The sequence below is a fragment of the Tardiphaga robiniae genome (assembly GCF_013359755.1).
In the GTDB taxonomy this organism is placed as follows: Bacteria; Pseudomonadota; Alphaproteobacteria; order Rhizobiales; family Xanthobacteraceae; genus Tardiphaga; species Tardiphaga robiniae.
The window spans coordinates 417,838-441,815 of record NZ_JABMCJ010000092.1 but is presented as its reverse complement, the minus strand read 5'-3'; the positions used below and the strand labels follow the sequence as shown (position 1 = coordinate 441,815).

At 63.1% G+C, this 23,978-nt stretch carries 20 protein-coding genes; 12 read left to right on the top strand and 8 right to left on the bottom strand.

All coding sequences use genetic code 11. The features are described 5' to 3' along the window. The first annotated feature begins 27 nt into the window (after nucleotides 1–27). From HP556_RS24065 to HP556_RS24040, 6 genes are all read left to right on the top strand, one after another. On the top strand, nucleotides 28–1,755 hold the full coding sequence (locus HP556_RS24065) for a cation:proton antiporter (RefSeq protein ID WP_175368813.1): 1,728 nt from the start codon (nucleotides 28–30) through the stop codon (nucleotides 1,753–1,755). 272 nt (nucleotides 1,756–2,027) lie between these two features. Further along, the gene (gene ribB / locus HP556_RS24060; protein WP_089263618.1) at nucleotides 2,028–3,119 is read left to right on the top strand and encodes a 3,4-dihydroxy-2-butanone-4-phosphate synthase; all 1,092 of its coding nucleotides are present in this window, start codon (nucleotides 2,028–2,030) and stop codon (nucleotides 3,117–3,119) included. Between the two features lie 124 nt (nucleotides 3,120–3,243). Continuing rightward, on the top strand, nucleotides 3,244–4,458 hold the full coding sequence (locus tag HP556_RS24055) for an acyl-CoA dehydrogenase (protein ID WP_120288483.1): 1,215 nt from the start codon (nucleotides 3,244–3,246) through the stop codon (nucleotides 4,456–4,458). A gap of 250 nt (nucleotides 4,459–4,708) precedes the next feature. Continuing rightward, a complete protein-coding gene (locus tag HP556_RS24050; RefSeq protein ID WP_175368812.1) occupies nucleotides 4,709–5,176 on the top strand; it encodes an RrF2 family transcriptional regulator in 468 nt (155 codons plus the stop codon). After that, nucleotides 5,173–6,072: an NAD(P)/FAD-dependent oxidoreductase gene (locus tag HP556_RS24045; RefSeq protein ID WP_175368811.1), complete on the top strand. Its 900-nt coding sequence runs from the start codon at nucleotides 5,173–5,175 to the stop codon at nucleotides 6,070–6,072. The genes HP556_RS24050 and HP556_RS24045 overlap by 4 nt, the downstream gene beginning before the upstream one ends. 212 nt (nucleotides 6,073–6,284) lie before the next feature. Further along, on the top strand, nucleotides 6,285–7,220 hold the full coding sequence (locus HP556_RS24040; protein ID WP_175368810.1) for an MBL fold metallo-hydrolase: 936 nt from the start codon (nucleotides 6,285–6,287) through the stop codon (nucleotides 7,218–7,220). 65 nt (nucleotides 7,221–7,285) lie between these two features. Here HP556_RS24040 and HP556_RS24035 read toward each other — a convergent pair whose 3' ends face one another. After that, nucleotides 7,286–8,437, bottom strand: a complete 1,152-nt coding sequence (locus tag HP556_RS24035; protein WP_175368809.1) for a lactonase family protein — start codon at nucleotides 8,435–8,437, stop codon at nucleotides 7,286–7,288. 91 nt (nucleotides 8,438–8,528) lie between these two features. Then, the gene (locus tag HP556_RS24030; protein WP_175368808.1) at nucleotides 8,529–10,823 is read right to left on the bottom strand and encodes a TonB-dependent receptor; all 2,295 of its coding nucleotides are present in this window, start codon (nucleotides 10,821–10,823) and stop codon (nucleotides 8,529–8,531) included. Between the two features lie 96 nt (nucleotides 10,824–10,919). Here HP556_RS24030 and nikR point away from each other — a divergent pair, with 96 nt between their 5' ends. Beyond that, entirely contained in the window at nucleotides 10,920–11,360 is a 441-nt protein-coding gene (gene nikR / locus HP556_RS24025) for a nickel-responsive transcriptional regulator NikR (protein WP_120288477.1), read from the top strand. 205 nt (nucleotides 11,361–11,565) lie between these two features. Here nikR and HP556_RS24020 read toward each other — a convergent pair whose 3' ends face one another. Continuing rightward, complete coding sequence (locus HP556_RS24020; RefSeq protein WP_175368807.1) at nucleotides 11,566–12,384, bottom strand: aldo/keto reductase; 819 nt, start codon at nucleotides 12,382–12,384, stop codon at nucleotides 11,566–11,568. A 125-nt stretch (nucleotides 12,385–12,509) separates the two neighbouring features. Here HP556_RS24020 and HP556_RS30425 point away from each other — a divergent pair, with 125 nt between their 5' ends. The 5 genes from HP556_RS30425 to HP556_RS24000 all read left to right on the top strand — a co-directional run bounded on the left by HP556_RS30425 (nucleotide 12,510) and on the right by HP556_RS24000 (nucleotide 17,796). Continuing rightward, nucleotides 12,510–12,635 carry a hypothetical protein gene (locus tag HP556_RS30425; protein WP_256461202.1) on the top strand — a complete coding sequence of 42 codons (126 nt, stop codon included), beginning with the start codon at nucleotides 12,510–12,512 and terminating at the stop codon, nucleotides 12,633–12,635. Between the two features lie 109 nt (nucleotides 12,636–12,744). Next, nucleotides 12,745–13,995 (top strand): sarcosine oxidase subunit beta family protein, encoded by a 1,251-nt coding sequence (locus HP556_RS24015; RefSeq protein ID WP_175368806.1) that lies wholly within the window; start codon nucleotides 12,745–12,747, stop codon nucleotides 13,993–13,995. A gap of 6 nt (nucleotides 13,996–14,001) precedes the next feature. Next, nucleotides 14,002–14,262 (top strand): sarcosine oxidase subunit delta, encoded by a 261-nt coding sequence (locus HP556_RS24010; protein ID WP_175368805.1) that lies wholly within the window; start codon nucleotides 14,002–14,004, stop codon nucleotides 14,260–14,262. Further along, a complete protein-coding gene (locus HP556_RS24005) occupies nucleotides 14,259–17,225 on the top strand; it encodes a sarcosine oxidase subunit alpha family protein (protein ID WP_175368804.1) in 2,967 nt (988 codons plus the stop codon). Before HP556_RS24010 ends, HP556_RS24005 begins: the two co-directional genes overlap by 4 nt. Further along, the gene (locus HP556_RS24000; protein WP_175368803.1) at nucleotides 17,218–17,796 is read left to right on the top strand and encodes a sarcosine oxidase subunit gamma family protein; all 579 of its coding nucleotides are present in this window, start codon (nucleotides 17,218–17,220) and stop codon (nucleotides 17,794–17,796) included. Before HP556_RS24005 ends, HP556_RS24000 begins: the two co-directional genes overlap by 8 nt. 115 nt (nucleotides 17,797–17,911) lie before the next feature. Here the strand turns inward: HP556_RS24000 and HP556_RS23995 are convergent, their stop codons facing one another. The 5 genes from HP556_RS23995 to HP556_RS23975 all read right to left on the bottom strand — a co-directional run bounded on the left by HP556_RS23995 (nucleotide 17,912) and on the right by HP556_RS23975 (nucleotide 23,928). Continuing rightward, nucleotides 17,912–18,850: an NAD(P)-dependent oxidoreductase gene (locus HP556_RS23995; protein WP_175368802.1), complete on the bottom strand. Its 939-nt coding sequence runs from the start codon at nucleotides 18,848–18,850 to the stop codon at nucleotides 17,912–17,914. Nucleotides 18,851–18,869: 19 nt separating this feature from the next. Next, nucleotides 18,870–20,489 (bottom strand): ABC transporter ATP-binding protein, encoded by a 1,620-nt coding sequence (locus HP556_RS23990; RefSeq protein WP_175368801.1) that lies wholly within the window; start codon nucleotides 20,487–20,489, stop codon nucleotides 18,870–18,872. After that, the gene (locus HP556_RS23985; RefSeq protein WP_093759485.1) at nucleotides 20,489–21,328 is read right to left on the bottom strand and encodes an ABC transporter permease; all 840 of its coding nucleotides are present in this window, start codon (nucleotides 21,326–21,328) and stop codon (nucleotides 20,489–20,491) included. Before HP556_RS23985 ends, HP556_RS23990 begins: the two co-directional genes overlap by 1 nt. Continuing rightward, nucleotides 21,325–22,296, bottom strand: a complete 972-nt coding sequence (locus tag HP556_RS23980; protein ID WP_120288470.1) for an ABC transporter permease — start codon at nucleotides 22,294–22,296, stop codon at nucleotides 21,325–21,327. Before HP556_RS23980 ends, HP556_RS23985 begins: the two co-directional genes overlap by 4 nt. An 84-nt stretch (nucleotides 22,297–22,380) precedes the next feature. After that, on the bottom strand, nucleotides 22,381–23,928 hold the full coding sequence (locus HP556_RS23975; protein WP_175368800.1) for an ABC transporter substrate-binding protein: 1,548 nt from the start codon (nucleotides 23,926–23,928) through the stop codon (nucleotides 22,381–22,383). Nucleotides 23,929–23,978: the final 50 nt, after the last annotated feature.

The window sequence follows — 23,978 nt, the reverse complement described above, 5'->3', positions numbered from 1 at the left end:
GAAATGTAAGGCTTTTCCGGCAGGGGCATGCACGACTTAATCCGCGATATCACGCTGTGTATCCTGTTTGCGTGGGGCATCGGGCTTATTGCGCACGTCACCCGTCAGCCGTTGATTCTTGCTTATCTGATTGCCGGCTTCATCATTGGGCCATTCGGCATCGGCTGGGTCAAGTCGGACGAATCCATCAGCACGATCTCCGAACTCGGCCTGATCTTCATGCTGTTCATGATCGGTCTCGAGATCGATCTGAAGAAGATCATCCGCGCCGGCAAGGTCATCCTGTTCGCCGCGGGCGGCCAGTTGATCGCAGGCTGCGTACTCGGCGCCGCCTTCTTCATGGCGCTCGGGCTCAAGCTCGGCGGCGGCGGGTTCGACGCGCTGTATCTCAGCGTCGCCTGTGCGCTCTCCTCCACGGTGGTCATCGTCAAGGTACTCTATGAGAAGCGCGAGCTCGACACCCTGCCCGGCCGCATCACGCTCGGCATCCTGGTGCTGCAGGACATTTTCGCGATTCTGTTTCTCGCGGTGCAGCCGAGCCTCGCCGATCTGCAGGTCAGCGTTGTCGCGTTGTCGATCGCCCGCGTCGGCGTGCTGGTCGCCACTGCGCTGATCCTGAGCCGCTATGTGCTGCCGGCGCTGTTCCACCAGATCGCGCGACGGCCGGAGCTGGTGCTGCTGGGCGCGCTGGCCTGGTGCTTCCTGATCGGCGAGATCGCCGAACGGCTACATCTGTCGCGCGAGATGGGATCGCTGGTGGCCGGCGTATCGCTATCGACCTTCCCCTATGCGCTCGACGTCACCGCCAAGGTGACGACGCTGCGGGATTTCTTCATCACGCTGTTCTTCGTCGCCGTCGGCATGACGATCCCGATCCCGAATGGCGCGACTATCGGCCTCGCCCTGATCATTGCCGTGTTCACCGTGATCAGCCGTATGCTCACGACCTTCACGCCGCTGTATCTGATGAAGCAGGGGCTGCGCGCCAGCCTGCTGCCGGCGCTCAATCTGGCGCAGATCAGCGAATTCTCGCTGGTGGTGCTCCAAACGGGCATCGCTGCCGGCCATATCACCACGCAGACCTCCAGCGCAGCGTCCTTCGCCTTCGTGATCCTCGCGGTGCTCTCCACCTTCGCGATGATGCGCAGCGACCAGATCACGCGCCTCTTGATCGGCCCGATGAAGCGCATCGGGCTGCGCGACCTCGATCACGGCCAGGGCCGCGAGGGCGATCATGCCGAGGGCCATGGCGACGCCCGCCGCATCGTCATTCTCGGCTTCTTCCGCACCGCGTCCGCCCTGCTCGCCGAGATCGAGCGCCAGAACGCGTCGCTGCTCGACCAGATCAGCGTCGTCGACTTCAATCCGAACGTCTTCCGCACTTTGGTCGGGCGCGGCCAGCACGTGATCTATGGCGACATCAGCAATGTCGACACGCTGGTGCATGCCGGCGTCGGCAAGGCCGAGATCATCATCCTCAGCGTGCCGGACTCGCTGCTGAAGGGCGCGAACAACGAGAAGCTGGTCCGCCATGTCCGCTCGATCAACCCGAACGCCAAGATCATCTCCACGGCGGACGTGCTCGGCGACGTGAGCGATATTTACGCGGCCGGCGCCGACTACGTCACCGTGCCCCGGCTCAGCGACGCCCATGCGCTGTATGAGGTGATCGAAGCCGCCGATCAGGGCCTGCTGGACGCCAAACGCGCCGAAATGGACGCGCAGCTGGCGGAGCGGCGAGAAGTGCTGCCTTGACCTCTCCCCGCTTGCGGGGAGAGGTCGCCGCGTCTTCGCGGCGGGTGAGGGGGACTTTCCATCCACTCATCAGTTCGTGGAACGTCCCCCTCATCCGACCGATCATGCTTCGCAAGCTCGGGCCACCGTCTCCCCGCAAGCGGGGAGAAGGCAAACTCCCCATTCCGCTCTGCGAACCCGCATACCGCCCCCCATTTCCGCGGGTTGCACCGCCCCCCGCTCTGCGCCATATGGACTTCACACAGAGCAAGAGTGCATCCGAGGCGAATTTTATGGCCGACCCGATTTCAGACGTTCTGCAAGCCTTTGCCGCCGGCGAAATGGTCGTGGTGACCGACGATGACGACCGCGAGGGCGAAGGCGACCTCATCGTCGCCGCGTCGTTCTGTACCGCCGAAAAGATGGCCTTCATCATTCGGCACACCTCCGGCATCGTCTGCGCGCCGATCACCACCGAGGATGCGCGCCGGTTGCGGCTCGATCCGATGGTCGTCAACAACGATAGCAACCACACCACCGCCTTTACCGTCTCCATCGACTACAAGCCCGATGGCGGTACCGGTATTTCAGCCGATGAGCGCGCCTCCTGCTGCCGCGCACTGGCCAATCCGAATGCCGGCGCCAATGACTTCGCCCGTCCCGGTCATATCTTCCCGCTGATCGCGCGCGAGGGTGGCGTGCTGATGCGCTCCGGCCATACCGAAGCCGCCGTCGATCTCTGCAAGCTGGCCAATCTCGCGCCCGTCGGCGTCATCAGCGAATTGATGAACGACGATGGCTCGGTGATGAAGGGCCAGCAGGTCGTCGACTTCGCGGCCAAGCACAAGCTCAAGCATGTCACGATCGCTGACATGATCGCCTATCGTCAGGCCCGCGAGAAGCTGATCGAGCGCGTCTCGACCTTCACCACCGACAGTCCGATCGGCCCGCTGCACGGCTATTCCTATCGCTCACCGTTCGATCCGATCCACCATGTTGCCTTCGTTTACGGCAGCGTCGGCGACGGCAAGAACGTGCTGACGCGCTTCCACAAGCCCAACATCGTGCGCGACGTGTTCTTCGGCCCGGCCAAGATGCAGCCCGTGCTGGAACGCTTCAAGAAGAACGGCAGCGGCGTGCTGGTCTATCTGCGCGACGGCGCCGCGGGCGTTCCTGTCGAGCCGCTCGATGCGCCGAAGTCGGCGGAAGCCGACCGCAACCGGCAGTGGCGTGAAATCGGCGTCGGTGCACAGATCCTGCGCGATCTCGGCGTCACCTCGATCCGCCATCTGACCTCGTCGACCCACGACTACAAGGGCCTGTCGGGTTTCGGCATCGAGATCGCCTGCAACGAACAGCTTGATGGCGATAGTTCAAAGACCTAAAATGCCGTAGCACGCAATGCGCGGGTGCCGCCTGAGACGGCCCCCTGTTGAGCGAAACAGCGCTTGCGACCAGAACACGCGCAGCCAATGCGCATTACTCAGCCATGATGTGAAAGGGATTTCGATGAGCGTTGCCCCCAAGGCAAAGGACAAGCCGGCCGCTGCAAGTTTCCAGTGGGACGATGCGTTCCTGCTCGATAGCCAGCTCACCGAAGACGAGCGCATGATCCGCGACACCGCGCGCGCTTACGCCCAGGACAAGCTGCTGCCGCGCGTCAACGACGCTTATCTCAATGAGCATACCGACCGCGAAATCTTCAACGAGATGGGCGAGCTCGGCCTGATCGGCATCACGCTGCCGGAAGACTATGGCTGCGCCAATGCCAGCTATGTCGCCTACGGCCTCGTGGCCCGCGAAATCGAGCGCGTCGACTCCGGCTACCGCTCGATGAACTCGGTGCAGTCGTCGCTGGTGATGTATCCGATCTACGCTTACGGCGACGAGAATCAGCGCAAGAAATACCTGCCCAAGCTCGCCACCGGCGAGTGGGTCGGCTGCTTCGGCCTGACCGAGCCCGATGCCGGCTCCGATCCCGGCGGCATGAAGACCCGCGCCGAGAAGGTGTCGGACGGCTACAAGCTCTCGGGCTCCAAGATGTGGATCTCGAACGCCCCGATCGCCGACGTGTTCGTGGTCTGGGCGAAGTCCGCCGCACATGACAACCAGATCCGCGGCTTCATCCTCGAGAAAGGCATGAAGGGCCTCACGGCACCGAAGATTGGCGGCAAGCTTTCGCTGCGCGCTTCGATCACCGGCGAAATCGTCATGGACGGCGTCATCGTCCCGGAAGAGAACCTCTTGCCCAACGTGTCGGGCCTCAAGGGTCCGTTCGGCTGCCTCAACCGCGCCCGCTACGGCATCTCCTGGGGTGTGCTCGGCGCCGCCGAGGACTGCATGGCCCGCGCCCGCCAGTACACGCTGGACCGCAAGCAGTTCAACCGCCCGCTCGCGGCCACCCAGCTGGTGCAGAAGAAGCTTGCCGACATGCTGACCGAAATTTCGCTCGGTCTGCAGGGCAGCTTGCGCGTCGGTCGCCTGATGGACGAAGGCAATTTCCATCCGGACATGATCTCGGTGGTGAAGCGCAACAATTGCGGCAAGTCACTGGATATCGCCCGCATGGCCCGCGACATGCACGGCGGCAACGGCATCCAGGCCGAATACCATGTGATGCGCCATGCGCAGAACCTGGAGACCGTGAACACCTATGAGGGCACGCATGACGTCCACGCGCTGATCCTGGGACGTGCGATCACGGGTATCCAGGCGTTCGGTTAAGCGTCTACGCTTCAGGTTTCAAAGTTTCGAAATGCCCGGCCTTGTGCCGGGCATTTTTTATTTGGCCATACGTCCGTCATTCCGGGGCGCGGCCGGCACTTGCCGGACGTGAACCCGGAATCCCGGAGTGTTTGGCTACGGAGACTGCCATGTCGAGATTCCGGGCTCGGTCCCGCCACCTGCGGCGTCGGCCCCGCCCCGGAATGACAGAGGGTTGACGCCCGCTCTATCATGTATCATCATAAGTTACATGAGACGAGACAACCGCCTCTCGGCCACGCTGCATGCGCTGCTGCACATGGCCGAGCAGAACCGCCCGATGACCTCCGCCGAACTGGCCATGTGCATGACCACCAATGCAGTGGTTGTCCGCCGCACCATGGCGGGACTGCGCGAAGCGGGCCTCGTGCGTTCCGAAAAGGGCCATGGCGGCGGCTGGGAGATCGCGCGCGACCTCGCAACCGTGACGCTGAAGGACATCTATGACGCGCTGGGCAAGCCCAGCCTGATGGCCATGGGTATTCATCTGGAAAGCCCGACCTGCCTCGTCGAGCAGGCCGTCAATCGCTCGCTCACATCGGCCTTCGCGGAAGCGGAAGCCGTGCTGATCGGCCGCCTTGCGGATGTCACGCTGGCGCAGCTCGCCGCGGATTTTCACGCGCGGGCGGAGGATCATCGCAGCAAAATTCAGAGCAAGATTTCAAGGAAGACAAAATGAGTTTCGATGCCATTGTCATCGGCGGCAGCTATGCCGGCCTCTCCGCAGCGCTGCAATTGGCGCGTGCGCGCCGCAAGATTCTGGTCATGGATTCCGGCCAGCGCCGTAATCGCTTCGCTGAACATTCGCATGGCTTTCTCGGCCAAGATGGCCGCGCGCCCGGCGCAATCGCAGCAGACGCCCGCGCGCAATTGATGAAATATCCCACTGTCGAATGGGTCGATGCGAAAGCCTCGACGGGTGAAGGCAAAGCTGACAATTTCACGATCAACGCCGAGAGCGGCGCGCGCTATCAAGCCAGGCGTATCATTCTCGCCGCCGGCGTCGTCGATGCACTGCCGGATGTCCCCGGCCTCGCCGAGCGCTGGGGCAAGCACGTGTTTCACTGCCCGTATTGCCACGGCTACGAACTCGACCAGGGCCGTATCGGCGTGCTGGCGTCATCGGAGATGTCGATGCATCACGCCTTGATGCTGCCGGACTGGGGATCGACGACGCTGTTCCTCAACGGCGCGTTCACGCCGGACGCAGACCAGCTCATGCAACTGATGCAGCGCGGCGTCACCATCGAGCGTGAACCGATCAGGCAATTGTCAGGCGCATCCATCGAGGTCGAACTCACGGATGGCCGCGTCATTCCGCTCGATGGCATGTTCACGCTGACGCGCACCAGTCCAGCGTCGCCACTCGGCGCACAGCTCGGCTGTGCCATGGAAGACGGGCCGATGGGACCGTTCCTGCAGACCGACATGTTCAAGGAAACCACCATCTCCGGCGTGTTCGCCTGTGGTGATATGGCGCGCGCGACGGGCTCCGTGGCGCTTGCGGTGGGCGATGGCGCGATGGCCGGGGTCGGTGCGCACCGATCGCTGATGTTCGGGCCGGGACACGGGTAGCTTCCAGATCTGTGCTTCCAGAGTTCGTCATGCCCGGGCTTGTCCCGGGCATCCACGCCTCGGCGGCGCATACGGCAGGACGCGGATGGCCGGGACAAGCCCGGCCATGACGGTGTTTAAGCATGCATGGCTGGCGCGTCTCCGCGCCGTTTGCTTTCCCCGCTCCCCTTGCTAGTCATCACAGGCGAAGAACATGCTGGGAAGGACCGACCATGAGCGACAAGGATAACGGCGCCAACGACGACGTTCCGTTCAATCGCGATTATCCGCTGAAGCCCGGCGTCGTCGATCAGGTTCGCCCAAACGTGCGCCGGGTTCTCTGCAACAACCCCTCGCCTTTCACCTTCACCGGAACCAACAGCTATATCGTCGGCACCGGCAAGGTCGCGATCATCGATCCCGGCCCGGCCAATGACGCGCATCTGCAGGCGCTGCTCGATGCGGTGAAGGGCGAAACGGTGACGCATATTCTCGTCACCCATACCCATAGCGACCATTCGCCGAATACCGCGGCGCTCAAGGCCGCCACCGGCGCCACGGTCTACGCCGAAGGCCCGCACCGCGCCTCGCGGCCGCGCTTCGAGAGCGAAAAACACTCGCCGGAGTCAGGCGCCGACCGGGACTTCAAGCCGGACGTGCTGGTCGCCGACGGCGACGTGATCGAGGGCGACGGCTGGGCGCTGGAAGGCGTGGCGACGCCGGGCCACACCGCCAACCACATGGCCTTTGCCTGGCGCGAGAAAAAATATCTCTTTGTCGCCGATCATGTGATGGGCTGGTCGACCTCCATCGTCGCGCCGCCCGATGGCTCGATGATCGACTACATGGCCTCACTCGACAAACTCGCGGCGCGCGACGAGGACCTGTATTTCTCCGGCCACGGCCCGGACATTCCCGACGCGCAGCGCTATGTCCGCTTTCTCATTCGCCACCGCCGCGCCCGCGAAGCCTCGATCCTGCATCGTCTCGGCAAGGGCGAAGCGGATATCCCCACCATCGTGCGCGCGATCTATATCGGGCTAGATCCACGCCTGACGGGTGCCGCCGGCTATTCGGTGCTGGCGCATCTGGAAGATCTCGTCGCCCGCGGCCTGGTGCTGACGGACGGCGACCCGGTCATCAGTGGGAGTTATCGGATGGCTGCTTAACCTCTCCCCGCATTGCGGGGAGAGGCAGCGAGAGGACGGTGCGTCGGATCGAAGTGAGACAGTCCTTACGGCAGATTCACGATCTCGACCCAGTTCGGATTCTTGCCCACGGGTGTTTCGCTCAGCTTGGTCAGGCTGCCCGTCGCCTTGTCGATGGCATAGGTCGTCATGCTGTTCGATAGCTGCCCGACCACCAGCAGATAGCGTCCTGACGGATCGATATTGAAGCCGCGCGGCTGCTTCTCCGTCGCGGTGGAGCCAAGCGATGTCAGCGCGCCGGTTTTGGGATCGACACGGAACGCAGCGATCGTGTTGCTGGTGCGCTCCGACGCATAGAGAAACTTGCCGTCGGGTGTCAGATGGATATCCGCCGCCCAGGGCTTGCCGTCAAAGCCCTTGGGCAGCGCGGAGGCGACCTGCGTCTCCTTCTTCAGCGTGCCGGTGGCAGCGTCCCATGGAAACACATAGATCGCCGCATCGAGCTCGTTGAGCAGATAGACGAACTTCTTGTCCGGCGAGAACACCAGATGGCGAGGGCCACCTTTCGCCTTCACGCTCACGGTCGGCGGATCGTTCGGCGTCAGCTTTCCCGCCTTGGCATCGAATTTCTGCTGATAGATGACATCGCCGCCGAGGCTCGTATGCAGCACATAGCGATTGGTGGGGTCGACGATAATGCAGTGCGCGTTCGGTTCGGTGGCGACGACCTGCTGTGCCGGCGCGATCACGCCATTGGGCCCGATGGCGTTCACCGTCACCTTGTTGCCGCCATAGGACGCGCTGAGCAGGAAGCGCCCGGTGCGATCGACGGCGATATAGGCCATGGAATCGGCCAGTGGCCCGGGGCCGACAAGTTTCAGTTTTCCAGTTTTGGCATCGATATCGAAGGTCACCGCCGTGTAGGGCTCGTTGCGCAAACCGGCATAGAGCCGGTGCTTCTCGGGACTGATGGCCAGCGGCAGCGAACCGCCGGGCTTTGCCGGCCCCGGCACCGCGACGGTGTCGATCGCGCCGAGACTGCCATTCGCCTTCAGTTCGAGGATGCTGATGTTCTGGCTGTCGGCATTGCCGACATAGACGTAAGTGGCGGCGCTGGCCGATGACATGATGAACCCTGTTGCTAACGGGAGCGACACGATCGCCAGCAGCGCCTTCAAACCGGCGCTGGCACGCGTGAATGGCCAACGGCGCGAAACGGAACGAACCCGTGCGAGCATCAACACCTCCCTGCCTCTTTTCATTGGGAGGGATGATGCTACCGCCTTCTGGAATAGGCAAGCTGCGCTGCGGCAAAGTCGGAACGGGTGATCAGAACCGGCCGGCCACCGTCACCCGCAAGGCCAGCGGTTCGACCGGATGCAGCACGCGATCCATGATGCCGGTCTGGCACACCGCGGCAGGTGCCGTCGGCGCGCCGCCGCCTGACGGGAAGCACGCAGCGTACAGCGAGTCCGTCTTCAGCAGCGAACCATAGGCATAGGTGATCTGGTCGGACTTGCTGTCGAGCATGTTGAACGCGTCGAGCTGGATCCGCCAGCCATTATCGAAGCGGTAACCAACCTGCCCGTTGAGCAGACCCGTGGCTGGCGAAATGAAGGCCGCGTCTTCAGTCAGCGGACGCGGGCCGAAATAACGATAGCGCAAGGCGCCAAACCAGCCGGTGGCGTCGCCCAGCCGGATGCCAGCCGAGGCGATCATGTTGGGAGCGCCGGGAATGAAATTGCCGGGCGCGTTGCCAATCTGCGAGGCCGGATAACCATCGAGCTCAGCATAGGCCGCCGCCTGATCGGCATTGCTGCCGCGAAAGCGCGCGCGGGTCATTGCGAGGTCGGCTTCAAGACTCAGCCATGACGTCGGTTTGTAGTCGTTGGTCCATTCGAAGCCGACACGGCGGCTGGGACGACTGGCTTCAGTGTCACCGGCGTCGCCGACGAACAGGATTTCGGAGGCGGAATCCAGCATGAAGAGCGCGATCGAACTGGTCAGCCCTGGAATGAGTTTGGTACGCAGCCCGACTTCGGCGCCCTTTGTCTTCACCAGGAACGGCGAGCTGTCGACCGGCGAACCATCCGACGGCGATTCCTTGATAGTCACACCGCGCGCGTCATTGCTGTGAAAGCCCTCGCCGGCATTCAGGAACAGTTCGGTCCTGGCGAAAGGACCGAGCACGAGACCTGCCTTGGGGCTGCCGATGGTCGCCGTGGCACTGCCGGAATTAGCGGGATTGAAGAGCGAATTGACCGTGGTGTCGTAATAGTCGCCGCGCCAGCCGATATTGGTGCGCAGCCAGTCAGTCCAGAACGTCGTGTTCTGCACGAACACGCCGACGCTGCCTTCCTTCACGCCATCGCTGCGCGTGGTGGAGAGATATTGCCGCTTGATGGTGTTGCCGAGGCTGACATTGATATCGTCGTAGCGGCTCTGGATGCCGACTTCGGTTTCGTTGCGGAAGCCCGCGATATTGTACTTGAATGTATGCGAGGCGTTGATGCCGCCGAGCACACGGTCGTCATATTGGTGAAACTGATCGCCATTGACCGGATCGCTCAGGAAGAACGTGAAGTTGTTCCACAGATTGAGCTTGCTCTTGACGACGTAGAAATCGAGTTTAGTTGCGCTGTCGAGATCGGTTTGCCGGAGACGGCCGGACAGCGAGAAACGCTCCGAATTGCCACCATCGCTGGGATCGAGCGCGCCATAGCGGCCGATCGCGCCGGAAGTGATCGCCCGCAGCGGCACCTGATCGGTGGAATTCCACTTGTTGCCATAGGCCATGCCGGTCAGCGACAGGCCGTTGTCGGCCGTGCCCTGGCTGTAGCGGATCACGCCATTCAGCTTCTGGAGCCTGTCGGGATTGTCCCACGGGCCGTTATAGATATTGGCCTCGGCTGCCACCAGCAGCGTGCCTTCGCCGACTTTGCCCGACGTCACGCCAAAGGCCCGGTTGTAACCGAAACTTCCTGATGTGATCGACGCCATGGTGCGCGCGACGCTGTCGATCAGGCTGACATGGATCGCACCCACGGACGAGAAGTCGCCTTCATCGGCGAAATACGGTCCCTTGCGGACGTTGACTGAATTGATCAGCTCGGGGATCAGAAAATTTGTATCGGCATAGCCCTGGCCGTGACCATGGGTGCGCATGTTCACCGGCATGCCGTCGATGGAGATGGCGAGATCCGTGCCGTGATCCAGATTCACGCCGCGCAGGAAATACTGGTTGGCTTTGCCCTCGCCGGAATGCTGGGTGACGATCAGGCCTGGCGCGACTTCGAGCGCTTCGGCCGGGCGCGACAACGGCCGCGCATTGACCTCGGCGCCGCTGATATTCTTCTCGCTGGCGGAGGCGACCGGCGCCTGCGCTGCACTGGCGCCGGGCGTGACACTCATGCCGCCGGCCCCCAACGTCGGTGCAGCAACATGGCGTGCCGCCGGGCGGCCTGCCTCATTGCCGCTGCGCGGTACACGTGGTTTGGCCGCAGGCCGCGGCGGCGCCTCGACTTCGACCGGCGACAGCACTGTCGCCGGCTGCGCAGCCGACGGCGTGATGGCTGCGAGCGAAGCCAGGGCGATTCCGGCCGATGAAAAGAGAGAGCGATGCATCGGTCAGTCGGCCGGGCTATGCTGGGTTCAACCGGAACACACTGACATGCCAAGTATGACAAAGTCAAAGATTCGTCATACTTCTTGAGAGGACCGATGCAGCGCATTACGATCACGCTCGATGACGACCTGATGGAAGAGCTGGATGCGATGATCGCCGAACACGGCTATCAGAATCGCTCCGAAGCGATCCGCGATTTCGCCAGGGCCGGCATGCAGCAGGCGACACAAGAGAAGGGCAAGACCGGCGAATGCGTCGCCGCCCTGGTCTATGTCTATGATCACGCCCAGCGCGACCTGTCACGCCGTCTGGTCGACACCTATCACCATCACCACGACCTCTCGCTGGCGACGCTGCATGTGCATCTCGACGGCGACAACTGCATGGAAGTCACGGCGCTGCGTGGCTCGGGCAGCGAGGTGCAGCATTTCGCCGATCACATCATCGCGGAGCGCGGCGTGAAATATGGCCGCGTGGTGATGATGCCGACGGGGAAGAAGGCGGAAGGGAAGAAGAAGGGGCATTCGCACGGGTGAAGTGGAGCTTCCTTCCCCTCTCCCCCAGCGCGGCGAAGCAGCGCGCAGCGGGAGAGGGTGGATCGAACCGCGCAGCGGTTCGAGACGGGAGAGGGAGCGCCACAGGCTCCGTACGTTGTGGCGCCCCCTCTCCCGCCTTCGCTTCGCTCAGGCACCCTCTCCCACCTCGCGAAGCTGCGCTTCGCGGGGGAGAGGGGAAGAAAGATCAATCCCAATCCGGCGCGAAACCCGGATTGACCAGCCGCTGCGTCTTCGGCAGTGCTGCGATCGCCTTGCGGTCGTCGTCGTCCAGCGTGACCTTCAGCGCATCGAGATTGGCCTGCTGGCTTTCCTTGCGCGACGCCTTGGGGATCGCCGCGACACCATCCTGATCGAGCAGCCATTTCAATGCGACCTGCGCCGCTGACACGCCGTACTTGGCGGCGATCTTTTTCATCACATCGTTGTCGGCCAGCCGGCCCTGACCGAGCGGGCAATAGGCCACCAGCGGGATCGACTTCGACCGCAGATAGGTCAGCAGCTTCGTCTGGTCGAGCAGCGCGTGATATTCAACCTGGTTGCAGGCAACCGGCGCGCCGATTTCTTCCACGGCCTGCTTCATCAGCTTCACCGGAAAATTGGCAACGCCGAGCGCGCGGATGCGGCCCTCGTCCTTCAGCTTCAGCAGCGTCTCGAAGATCGCCGGCAGGTTCATGCCCTTCGAGGGCCAGTGCACCAGATAGAGATCGATGACATCGAGACCGAGTTTCTTCATGCTGGTGTCGAAGGCGCGCCTGATGGCATCCGGCGCGAGATTCTCATGCCAGACCTTGGTGGTGACATGGAGATCCCCACGCGCGATACCCGAAGCCTTGATGCCGGCGCCGACTTCGGCCTCGTTGCCATACATTTCGGCGGTGTCGATGTGGCGATAACCGAGGCCGATGGCGCTTTCCACGCCGGCGACGCAGCCGTCGCCCATGAGCTTGAATGTGCCGAGGCCGAGTTTCGGCACTGAAATGCCCTGCGTGTTCAGATTGTCCATGTCACTTCCTCAAGCATGTCAATTCTTCAATATGGCGAAACCGTCCGAGACGACGGCGCCTGAAGTGTTTGATACGGTGCCAGCCTGCAACGATAAACTCAAATCACCGGGAGAGTTTCAGCACCATGGAAAAGGCATTACGCGGATGGCTCGACTCCCACGGCCTGCTGGCCATCACTGCGGCCGTGCTCGGGGTCATTAGCCTGCTGGCCATGATCCTGGTGGTGGGCGGCTTCTGGCTGGCACGCTAAACGACATCATCTCACGATGTCGCTGATGGGCTTCTGAATGTCGCCCATGGACTAGTGTCGATCCCCGAAATACGCGACACTCCGGGCCTGATCGCCACCCGGATTCTCCATGCGCTATTCGCTGATGTCGCTGCTCAGGCAAACCCTCGCCGGCCACAAAGGCTGGACGCCGCAATGGCGCGATGCTGCGCCGAAGGCCGAATACGACATCGTCATTGTCGGCGGCGGCGGGCATGGGCTGGCGACGGCCTATTATCTCGCGAAGGAATACGGCCTCAAGAATATCGCCGTGCTGGAAAAGAGCTGGATCGGGTCAGGCAATATCGGCCGCAACACCACGATCATCCGGTCCAACTATCTGCTCTCGGAAAACATCTCGCTCTATGAGCTGTCGCTGAAACTGTGGGAAGGCCTCGAGCAGGACTTCAACTACAACGCCATGGTCAGCCAGCGCGGCGTATTGAACCTCTATCACTCCGACGGCCAGCGCGACGCTTATGCGCGGCGCGGCAACATGATGCGGCTGAACGGCGCCGACTCCGAATTGCTGGATCGCGAGGGCGTACGCAAACTCTATCAGTTCCTGAATTTCGATGCGGCGCGCTTTCCGATCCAGGGCGGCCTGCTGCAGAAGCGCGGCGGCACCGTCCGCCATGATGCGGTGGCGTGGGGCTACGCCCGCGGCGCCAGCGATCGCGGCGTCGACGTGATCCAGAATTGCGAAGTGACAGGGATCGACATCGTCGACGGTCGCGCGGTGGGCGTGCAGACCTCGCGCGGCGCGATCAAGGCGAAGAAGATCGGCCTTGCCGTCGCCGGCTCGTCGTCGCGCGTGGCAGCGATGGCGGGGATGCGACTGCCGATCGAAAGCCATGTGTTGCAGGCCTTCGTCTCCGAAGGGCTGAAGCCGATCATCCCCGGCGTCATCACCTTCGGCGCCGGGCACTTTTACATCAGCCAGTCCGACAAGGGCGGGCTCGTGTTCGGCGGCGATATCGACGGCTACAACTCCTATGCCCAGCGCGGCAATCTGCCTGTGGTCGAGGACGTCTGCGAAGGCGGCATGGCGCTGATGCCGGCCATCGGCCGTGCGCGGATGCTGCGCAACTGGGGCGGCCTCGTCGATATGTCCATGGACGGTTCGCCGATCATCGACCGCACCCACGTCAAAGGGCTCTATCTCAATGCCGGCTGGTGCTATGGCGGCTTCAAGGCGACGCCGGGCTCCGGCTTAGTCTTCGCGCATTTACTCGCCAAGGACGAGCCGCATCCCGCGGCCAATCGGTTGCTGCTGGACCGGTTTCGCTCCGGCCACATCGTCGATGAAAAGGGCCAGGGCGCCCAACCGAACCTGCACTGAGGCCCCATGCGCATCCCCTGCCCTTATTGCGGATCCCGCGACGCTTCGGAATTTTCCTATTCCGGCGACGCGACGCTGACGCGGCCCGCGCCCGAGAACACGGAAGCGATGTTCCACTATGTCTATCTGCGCGACAATCCAGTCGGCGTTCACAGGGAATACTGGTATCACGCCGCCGGCTGCCACGCATGGCTCAAGGTCACGCGCAACGTCTCGACGCATGAGGTGATCGACGCCGTGCTGGCCCATGATGAGGCTGCATCATGAGCATCTCGCGTCGCCTCGCCTCCGGCGGATTGATCGACCGATCGAAGCCGATCAATTTCACCTTCGACGGCAAGACCTATGGCGGCTATGCCGGCGACACACTGGCGTCCGCGCTGCTCGCCAATGACACAATGCTGGTCGGCCGGTCGTTCAAATATCACCGGCCGCGCGGCATCTTCTCGGCCGGGCCGGAAGAGCCGAATGCGCTGGTGACGCTGCGCTCGGGCGCGCGCGCCGAGCCGAACACCAAGGCCACCACGGTCGAGCTGTTTGATGGCCTGGACGCATCGAGCCAGAACTGCTGGCCGTCGCCGAATTTCGATCTGCGGGCCGTGCATCAGCTCGCCGGCCCGCTGCTGAATGCCGGCTTCTACTACAAGACCTTCATGTGGCCCGCGGCGTTCTGGGAGAAATTCTACGAGCCCGCCATCCGTGCCTCGGCGGGCCTCGGCGCACTCAGCGGCCTCGACGACCCCGACACCTATGAGAAATCGCACGCCTTCTGCGACCTGCTGGTGATCGGCGCCGGCCCTGCGGGCCTCGCCGCAGCGCTCGCCGCCGGACGCGCCGGAGCGCGGGTGATCGTGGCCGAGGAAGATTTCGTGCTCGGCGGACGATTGCTCAGCGACACCGCGCAGATCGATGGCGTCACAGCAGCCTCATGGGCGGCGCTGGCGGAGGCCGAACTCGGCACCCTGCCGAATGTCCGCATCCTCAAGCGTACCGCCGTGTTCGGCGCCTATGACGGCGAATATGGCGCCATCGAGCGCGTCAGCGATCATCTGCCAGTGCCGCCGCCATTCATGCCGCGGCAGCGGCTGTGGAAGATCGTTGCGAAACAATGCGTGCTCGCCGCTGGCGCGCAGGAACGACCGCTGGTGTTTCCCGGCAACGACCGGCCCGGCATCATGCTGGCCTCGGCTTTGCGCACTTATGCCAACCGCTTCGGCGTGGTGCCGGGCCAACGCGTTGCGATCTTCACGACATCGGACGATGGCTGGCGCAGTGCGTTCGAACTGCAGAAGGCCGGTGCTGAAATCGCGGTTGTGGTCGATGCACGGACAGACGTTTCGCCTGAGGTGCGCAAACTCGCAGGCAACGCACCTCAATTCCTCGGCGCGCATGTCTCGGACACATCGGGCTATCGCCGGCTGACGAACATCACGATCACCGACAGCGCTGGCCAGACGCGCTCTGTGGCCGTCGATACGCTTGGCGTCTCCGCCGGCTGGTCGCCGAGCATCGGCATCGCCACGCATCTCGGTGGCAAGGGCAGTTGGTCGGAGGAGAAATCGGCATTTCTCTGCAGCGACACGCCACCGGGCATGCAGATCGCAGGCGCCGCAGCCGCGCAATGGTCACTCGCGGACGCGCTTGAGCACGGCGCGCTGGCCGGAGCAAAAGCTGCCTCGCATGTCGGTCTCGGGTTGCAGGCGCAGAAGCCGATCCTCGCCAGCGATGAAGCCTCCTGTAACAACCCGGTCTGGCTGTTCGCGGGATCGCGCCGCAAGGCCTTTGTCGATCTTCAGAACGATGTCACCGCGACAGACGTTGCCCTTGCCGCGCAGGAAGGCTTTCGCTCGGTCGAACAGCTCAAACGCTACACGACTTTGGGCATGGCGACCGATCAGGGCAAGACGTCCAACGTCAATGGGCTCGCGATCCTGGCCGGCGAAATCAAAAAGACCATCGCCGAGACCGGCGCGACGCGGGCGCGCCCGCCGCATGTACCCGTCGCTATCGGCGCTTTCGCGGGCCTGCACAGCGGCAAGCATTTCAAACCGGTGCGACTGACGGCGAGCCACGCGGCCTCCGCTGCGGCGGGCGCCACCTTCGTTGAAGCCGGCCAATGGATGCGCGCCCAATGGTTCAATGCGCCCGGCGAGACTGACTGGCTCACGAGCGTCACCCGCGAGGTGAAGGCTGTGCGCTCCAGCGTCGGCATCTGCGATGTCTCGACCCTCGGCAAGATCGCGCTGTGCGGCTCCGATGTCGGCACGTTCCTCGACCGCGTCTATATCAACACCTTCTCGACGCTGCCCGTCGGCAAGGTGCGCTATGGCGTGATGCTGCGCGAAGACGGCTTCGTGATGGACGACGGCACCACCGCGCGGCTCTCCGCCGATCATTATGTAATGACGACCACCACCGTGAATGCCGGCAAGGTGATGCAGCATCTGGAATACTGCCATCAGGTGCTGTGGCCCGAACTCGACGTTCAGATGGTCTCGGTCACCGAACAATGGGCGCAAGTTGCGGTCGCGGGGCCGCAATCGCGCGAGCTGCTGCAGGTGCTGCTCGGCGATGCCTTTGACATCTCCAACGAAGTCTTCCCCTATCTGGCTTGCGCCGAGTTTCGTGTCGGCAACATTCCGCTGCGGCTGTTCCGCGTCTCGTTTTCCGGCGAACTCGCTTATGAGATCGCCGCGCCCGCGGGCTATGGCGAAGCGCTGTTCAATGCATTGATGCAGGCCGGCAAGGCACTCGGCGTTACGCCCTATGGCACCGAAGCGCTCTCGGTAATGCGCATCGAAAAGGGCCATGTCGCGGGCTCCGAACTCAACGGCCAGACCGTGGCGTGTGATCTCGGGCTTGGACGCATGATGTCGGTGAAGAAGGACTATATCGGCCGCACCATGGCGGCGCGTGAGGCGCTGATTGATCCGGATCGGCCGACGCTGGTCGGCCTGCGGCCGGTCGATCGCAGCCAGCGCCTCCGCAACGGATCGCTGCTGTTCGCGCGCGGCGTGACGCCTGCGCCGGACAACAATGCCGGCTTCATCACCTCGACGGCGTTCAGCCCTGGCAACAATCACTGGATCGGGCTTGGCCTGCTGGCGCGCGGACCGGAGCGGCACGGCGAGATCATCCGCGCCTGGGATCCCGTACGCTCCGGCGATCTTGAACTCGAAGTCGTTGATCCCGTGTTCGTCGATGCAGAAGGAGCGCGGCTGCGTGCTTGATCTCGCTCATATCTCGGCCTTCGCTGAGTTGCGCTCCATCGGCGATGGCCGCGGCGTCATCGCACGGGAACGTCGCGGCATCGCCATTGCGACGGTCATGGCCCGCAAGGGCCAGGGTGCCGCGCTCGCTGCTGCCGTGAAGGAACAGTTCGATATCAACCTGCCACGGGGACCGCACGGCTCCGGCAGCGATGCGACATCATTTCTCGGCACCGGTCCCGGCCGCTGGCTGGTGACCCACGATGCGGGCACACCGCGTTTCGTCGTTAGCCTTGCGCAGCAGCTCGATGGCCTCGCCTCGGTGGTCGATCAGTCCGATGGCGTCGGATTGCTGCGGCTAACCGGGCCGGCCCTGCTCGATGTGCTGGCCAAGGGCGTCGCCGTCGATCTCAGCGCCGCGGCGTTTCCAGCCGGCAGCGTTGCCGTCACGCAGATCGCGCATATGGGCGTGACGCTGTGGAAGGTCGACGAGGCGCCAACTTTCCACATCGCGGTCGCGCGCAGCATGGCTGGCAGTTTCCTGCACTGGCTGGAAGCGTCGGCGGGCATGACGGGATTGGCGGCGGAGTAAGGGGCCTAGCGCCATTCTCTCGGTCGTCATGCCCGGCCTTGTGCCGGGCATCCACGCCTTTCTTGACTCGTCCAAAGACGTGGATGGCCGGGACAAGCCCGGCCATGACGGAGTGTTAGTAACCTCTCCCGCGATCCACCGAATCCTTCGGCTGCACGCCCAGCTTCACGGCTTCGGCCGTCGCCAAAATCGTGTCACCAATGGCGGTCATGGTGACCTCGCAGGCGTCGTGCGGCGTCAGCACGATCTGCGGATGCGACCAGAACGGATGGTCCTTGGGCAGCGGTTCGGTGTGGAAGACATCGAGTGTCGCGCCGGAGAGCTGCCCGCCGGCGAGCGCATCGAGGATATCCTGCTCAACGGAGTGCTCGCCGCGGCCGACCTGAATGAGATAACTGCCGCGCGGCAGCTTGGCGAACAGGCTTGCATCGAGGATGCCGCGGGTTTCCTCGGTGAGCGGCAGCAGGTTCACCAGCACCTCAGAGCCCGCGAGCATCGCATCGAGCCCATCGCTGCCGTGGAAGCCGGTCACGCCGGGTGTCGTCGGCTTGGCCGAGCGGCTCCAGACCCTGACGGGAAAGCCGAGCATCGCCAGATCGGACGCGACGCGCGCGCCGATGGCGCCGTAGCCGAGAATGCCGATCGGAACCTCGGACGGGCGGCGCCCGCCACCGAGGCGCTTCCACACGTGATCGCGCTGGTTCTGCAGATACGTCCCGAACTGGCGCTGGTGATAGATCACGTTCCAGATCACGAAGCCCGACATCATCTGCGCCTGTGCCGGCTCGACCACGCGCACCACGTCGATGCCATCGCGCAGGCTCGGACAGTTCAGGATGCTGTCGGCGCCGGCGCCGATGGAACACGCTGCCTTCAGGTTCGGATAGTGATCGAACCCGTCGGCATGCGGATGCCAGCTCACCGCCATGTCGATTTTAGCGGGATCGGTGCCGTCGAGATGGTCGACAAAATTCACCTTGCCGTCGAGCCGGGCGATTTCGTTGGTCAGGTATTTGCGCAGGTTGATGGTCCTGCTCAGGAAAACACAAGTCACGGGAGACGTCGGCATAAGGTCAGGCGGCCTGGGATGGCGAACTCTGGCCGGGGACGGCGCCGAGCAATTCGCGGGTGTAGGGATGTTCCGGCGACGCAAACAATTGCGCCGTCGGCTTCAGCTCAACGATGACGCCGCGCTGCATCACGGCGATGCGATCGCAGATCTGCGCGGCGACGCGCAGATCGTGGGTGATAAAGAGCATCGAGAGACCAAGGCGGGCCTTGAGGTCTTCGAGCAGCTTCAGCACCTGCGCCTGCACGGAGACGTCGAGCGCGGAGACGGCTTCGTCGGCGACGATGATCTCGGGATCCATCGCAAGCGCGCGGGCGATGCCGAGACGCTGGCGCTGGCCGCCGGAGAACTCATGCGGATAACGATCGAGCGAGCCGGCATCGAGTCCGACCATCCCCAGCAGATCACGCGCACGCTGCATCGCGACCTTGGGATCGGTGCCGCGGGCGATCGGGCCATCGGTGATGATCTGGCCGACCCGGCGACGCGGATTGAGCGAGGCGAACGGGTCCTGAAAGATCATCTGGATGCGGTGGCGCTGCGCCCGCAGCGCCTTGCCTTCGAGTGCCGTGAGATCGATATCCCCGATGCGCACGGTGCCGCGATCGGCTTCGATGAGCCGCATCACCAGACGCGCCACGGACGATTTGCCCGAACCGGACTCGCCGACCAGGCCGACGGTCTCGCCCTGCATGATGGAGAACGTGACTTCGTTCGCCGCCTGCACGCGGCGGTCCGGCTTGAACCAGCCGCCCGAGGTCACATAGGTCTTGTCGAGGCCGATGACCTCGACAGCCTTGGCGTTTTCGTCGAGCGACGCGCGCACCGGCGGATGCATCGACGGCACGGCAGCCAGCAGAGCCTTGGTGTAATCGTGCTGCGGATTCCTGAAGACGGCGTCGATCGAGCCTTCCTCGACGATCTTGCCATGACGCAACACCACGACACGATCGGCGATATCGGCGACGACGCCGAAATCGTGGGTGATGAACATCACCGCCATGTTGCGGCTGCGCTGCAGGTTCCGGATCAGCTTAAGGATCTGTGCCTGCGTGGTCACGTCGAGTGCCGTGGTCGGCTCGTCGGCGACGAGCACCGATGGTTCGAGCGCAAGTGCCATGGCGATCATCGCACGCTGGCGCTGACCACCGGAGAGCTGGTGCGGATAGGCGCGGATGATGCGCTCTGGATCTGGCAGACCGACTTCCTTGGCGAGGCTGAGGGCCTTGGCGCGGCGCTCCTTCGGCGTCAAAAGATTATGCGCCTCGAACATTTCCATCATCTGCTCGCCAATCCGCATCAGAGGATTGAGCGCCGTCATCGGCTCCTGGAACACCATGGCGATGCCGCGGCCGCGCACTTCGCGCCAGCCGCTTTCGTCGAGCTTCAGGAGATTCTGGCCTTCGAACAGAACTTCGCCGGTCTCGGTCTTCACCGTATCCGGCAGCAGGCCCATCAGCGCATGCGCGCACATGGATTTGCCGGAACCGGATTCGCCGACGACGCAGACGATCTCTCCGGGAATGAGATCGATGGACACGCCATCGACCGCATAGGGACGTTCGGCGCTCTTCGGCAGAGCAATCTTCAGGTTCTTGATGGAAACGGCGGGGGTAGCAGTCATCAGCGGCTATCCTTCGCCAGGCGCGGATTGAGCGCGTCGTTGAGGCCTTCGCCGATCAGGTTCATGCCGAGTACTGAAATCAGGATGGCGACGCCGGGGAAGACGGTGATCCACCAGGCCTGACGGATCACCGTCCGGCCGGCGCCGACCATATAGCCCCAGGACATCAGATTGGGATCGCCGAGGCCGAGAAACGACAGCGAGGATTCCAGCAGGATCGCATTCGCCACCATCAGCGACGCCAGCACGATCACCGGCGACAGCGCATTCGGCAAAATCTCGCGCGAGATGATCCAGGTGTTGCTCTGGCCGGTCACGATGGCCGCCTGGACATATTCGCGTGTGCGCAGCGACAGCACCTCGCCGCGCACCAGACGCGCCACCGGCGGCCAGGAGACAATGGCGATGGACCCAACGATGGAATAGATCGACGGCTGCAGGATCGCCACCAGCACAATGGCCAGCGGGAAGCTCGGAATGGTCTGGAAGAATTCGGTGAAGCGCATCAGGGCGTCGTCGACCTTGCCGCCGAAATAGCCGGCGATGGCGCCGAGCGGCACGCCGATGGTCAGCGCCACGGTGGTCGAGACGAGACCGACCAGCAGCGACACGCGGGCGCCGTAGATCAGGCCTGCAAACACGTCGCGGCCCAGCGCGTCGGTGCCGAGCGTCACCATCGGATTGGTGAAGGGCGGCAGGAACGGCCGCTGCACCATGCGCCAGGGCGAGGTCGGGAAGATCATCTGCCCGAACAGCGCGACGAAAATCGCAAGCGTGATGATGACCAGACCGATAACGCCGCCGGGATTGCGCAGCATCAATTTCCAGAACTTCTTCATGATGCAAACTCGATGCGTGGATCGACCAGCCGATAAACGAGGTCGGTGACGAGGTTGAAGATCAGGACCATCGCCGAGCAGACCACGAAGACGCCGAGCAGAAGGTTATAATCGCGTTGCAAGAGCGCCTCATAAAGCAACCGGCCGATGCCGGGCCATGCAAACACCGTCTCGGTGAGCACCGCGCCGCCCACCAACGTACCGGAATGGACGCCGGCCAGCGTCACCACCGGCAGCAGCGCGTTGCGCAGCACGTGGCGGCGTTGGATGATGTTGTCGCGCAGGCCCTTGGCGCGGGCGGTCTTGACGAAATCCAGCCGCTTGACCTCAAGCATCGAGGCGCGCGTCATGCGCGTATAGGTCGCCATGAAGAACAGGCCGATGGTCATCGCCGGCATCACCAGATGCAGGGCCACGTCTTTCACATGTGCCCATCCGGTAAAGTTTCCACCGACGGTCTCGTAGCCGAAGCTCGGCAGCCAGCCGAGATAGACCGAGAACAGCAGGATCGACATCAGCGCGACCCAGAAGATCGGCGTGGCATAGAACAGCAGCGCCGAGACAGTGATGGCGGTGTCCGCCCATGTCCCCGCAAATCTCGCGGCCAGCGTACCGAATGTGATGCCCAGCAACAGCGATATGCCGAACGCCGTCAGCGTCAGCAGCAGCGTCGCCGGCAGACGCTCGGCGATCAGCTTCGCGACCGGCATCTGCTGGCGGAACGAGAAACCGAGGTCGAGGGTGACGACACCCTTCACGTAAATGAACAGCTGCTCCGGCAGCGGTTTGTCCAGTGAGAACTTTTCGCGCAGCTGCTGGACGAATTGCTCATCGCTGGCGCCGGCCTCACCGGCCATCACCGCTGCGGGATCGCCTGGCGCAAGGCGGATCAGGAAGAAGTTCATCACGATGATCGCAAGCAGGACGAACACGCCCTTCACGATCCTCTGGGCAACGAATGACAGCATCAGAGGTCCATCGCATTCAGGTCAGAGTACACAAAGAAAACCCGTGACGATCACAGAGATCGTCACGGGCATCAGGCTGAAAGCTTACTTGTCGATCCAGGCGTCGCGGAAACCGTCATTGACGCCGATACCGGTGGTGATCAGGTTCTTGATCTTGCAGTTCGTGATGGTCGGGAACTGCAGTTCAAGCTGCCATGCCACAGGCACATCCTCGACGAGGATCTTCTGGACCTTCTCGTAGATTTCCTTGCGCTTCGAATCCGGCGTGGCGACGGCGCCCTCTTCGAACAGCTTGTCGACCTCGGGATTGGAGTATCCCTCGAGATTGTTGAACAGCTGGCCCTTCTGGATCGCGCTCGTCACGTAATTGCGGCCAACGCCGAGCGCCGGATCGCCGTACTGATAGAGATAGGTGAAGGAGATATCGTAATCCCACTCCATGTTCTTCTGGTTCGAACCAGGCACGTCGGTGGCGATGGTCTCTATATTCATGCCGACGTCGACGAGGTTCTGCTTCACAGCTTCACCCCAGCGCGACCAGGTCTCGCCATAGGGCAGCGGCATCAGGCGGATCTTCTCGCCCTTGTAGCCGGCTTCCTTCAGCAGCGCCTTGGCCTTGGCCGGATCGTAGGGGTATTTCGGCACGTTGTCGGTGTAGAACTTGATCGCCGACGACGATGGGCCGGTGGCCACCTTGCCGAGACCGTTCCAGATCACGTCCTTGGCGAATTCGCGGTCCACCGCATACATGATCGCCTGACGAACCTTCTTGTTGGCGAGCACGGGGGTGCGGTTGTTGAGCCACATCCAGGCCATCGGCGAGAAGAACTCCCAGCCGTCGCCGGTGACGCAGGTATTCGGCAGCTTGCTCACGCGCGGCACGTCGAAGTTCTCGATCGAACCGCCGGGCAGCACATCGACCTTACCGGTCTCGTAGGCCACCGAACGCGCAGCGGCGTCCGGAATGATCTGCCAGTAGATGCCGTCGATATAGGGCTTGCCCTGGACGTGGTAGTTGGGGTTCTTCACCAGCTGGATGAACGAGCCCTTCTTCCATTCCTTGAACATGAACGGGCCGGTACCGATCGGCGTGTTGTTCGCCGGATTGGTCTTGACGTCGGAGCCTTCATAGATGTGCTTCGGGATGATCGGCATCGAGCCGACTTCGAAGATGCCGATGAAGGGGCCAAAGGGCTGCTTCAGCGTGAAGACGACGGTGTAATCGTCCGGCGCTTCGACCTTGTCGAGCTGCACGAGGTTATTGCGCGCGCGGGCGTGGGTGACCTTGAGCGTCTCGATGGAGAACAGCACGTCGGCCGCGGTGAACGGCTTGCCGTCGTGCCAGGTCACGCCCTGCTTGAGCTTGAACGTGTAGGTCTTGGCATCCGGGCTGATGGTCCAGCTCTCGGCGAGACCGGGCTGCGGCTCCAGTGTCTTGCTGTAGCGCAGCAGGCCTTCATAAATGTTGCCCGAGACCATCTGGGTCGGGCCGTTCTGAACCAGCGCGAGCATCAGGCCCGGCGGTTCAGGCTGGATCACCGCATTGATGGTGCCGCCCATCTTCGGCTCCTGCGCGAGCGCCATTGTACTCACGGTGCTCAGTGCCAAAGCCAATACAAATTTCTTCAACATATCTTTCCCCTTAGTGCCGGTTGGCACGTAACCCAGATCAGTTGACGATG

Bases quoted from the DNA above. Each gene is read 5' to 3' on its own strand.
- HP556_RS23980 (WP_120288470.1), bottom strand. From the start codon at position 22,296: ATGCTGTCATTCGTTGCCCAGAGGATCGTGAAGGGCGTGTTCGTCCTG.
- HP556_RS24050 (WP_175368812.1), top strand. From the start codon at position 4,709: ATGAGACGAGACAACCGCCTCTCGGCCACGCTGCATGCGCTGCTGCAC.
- HP556_RS23985 (WP_093759485.1), bottom strand. From the start codon at position 21,328: ATGAAGAAGTTCTGGAAATTGATGCTGCGCAATCCCGGCGGCGTTATC.
- HP556_RS24015 (WP_175368806.1), top strand. From the start codon at position 12,745: ATGCGCTATTCGCTGATGTCGCTGCTCAGGCAAACCCTCGCCGGCCAC.
- HP556_RS30425 (WP_256461202.1), top strand. From the start codon at position 12,510: ATGGAAAAGGCATTACGCGGATGGCTCGACTCCCACGGCCTGCTGGCC.
- HP556_RS24055 (WP_120288483.1), top strand. From the start codon at position 3,244: ATGAGCGTTGCCCCCAAGGCAAAGGACAAGCCGGCCGCTGCAAGTTTC.
- nikR (WP_120288477.1), top strand. From the start codon at position 10,920: ATGCAGCGCATTACGATCACGCTCGATGACGACCTGATGGAAGAGCTG.
- ribB (WP_089263618.1), top strand. From the start codon at position 2,028: ATGGCCGACCCGATTTCAGACGTTCTGCAAGCCTTTGCCGCCGGCGAA.
- HP556_RS23975 (WP_175368800.1), bottom strand. From the start codon at position 23,928: ATGTTGAAGAAATTTGTATTGGCTTTGGCACTGAGCACCGTGAGTACA.
- HP556_RS24035 (WP_175368809.1), bottom strand. From the start codon at position 8,437: ATGCTCGCACGGGTTCGTTCCGTTTCGCGCCGTTGGCCATTCACGCGT.
- HP556_RS23990 (WP_175368801.1), bottom strand. From the start codon at position 20,489: ATGACTGCTACCCCCGCCGTTTCCATCAAGAACCTGAAGATTGCTCTG.
- HP556_RS24065 (WP_175368813.1), top strand. From the start codon at position 28: ATGCACGACTTAATCCGCGATATCACGCTGTGTATCCTGTTTGCGTGG.
- HP556_RS24045 (WP_175368811.1), top strand. From the start codon at position 5,173: ATGAGTTTCGATGCCATTGTCATCGGCGGCAGCTATGCCGGCCTCTCC.
- HP556_RS24010 (WP_175368805.1), top strand. From the start codon at position 14,002: ATGCGCATCCCCTGCCCTTATTGCGGATCCCGCGACGCTTCGGAATTT.
- HP556_RS24030 (WP_175368808.1), bottom strand. From the start codon at position 10,823: ATGCATCGCTCTCTCTTTTCATCGGCCGGAATCGCCCTGGCTTCGCTC.
- HP556_RS24040 (WP_175368810.1), top strand. From the start codon at position 6,285: ATGAGCGACAAGGATAACGGCGCCAACGACGACGTTCCGTTCAATCGC.
- HP556_RS24005 (WP_175368804.1), top strand. From the start codon at position 14,259: ATGAGCATCTCGCGTCGCCTCGCCTCCGGCGGATTGATCGACCGATCG.
- HP556_RS24020 (WP_175368807.1), bottom strand. From the start codon at position 12,384: ATGGACAATCTGAACACGCAGGGCATTTCAGTGCCGAAACTCGGCCTC.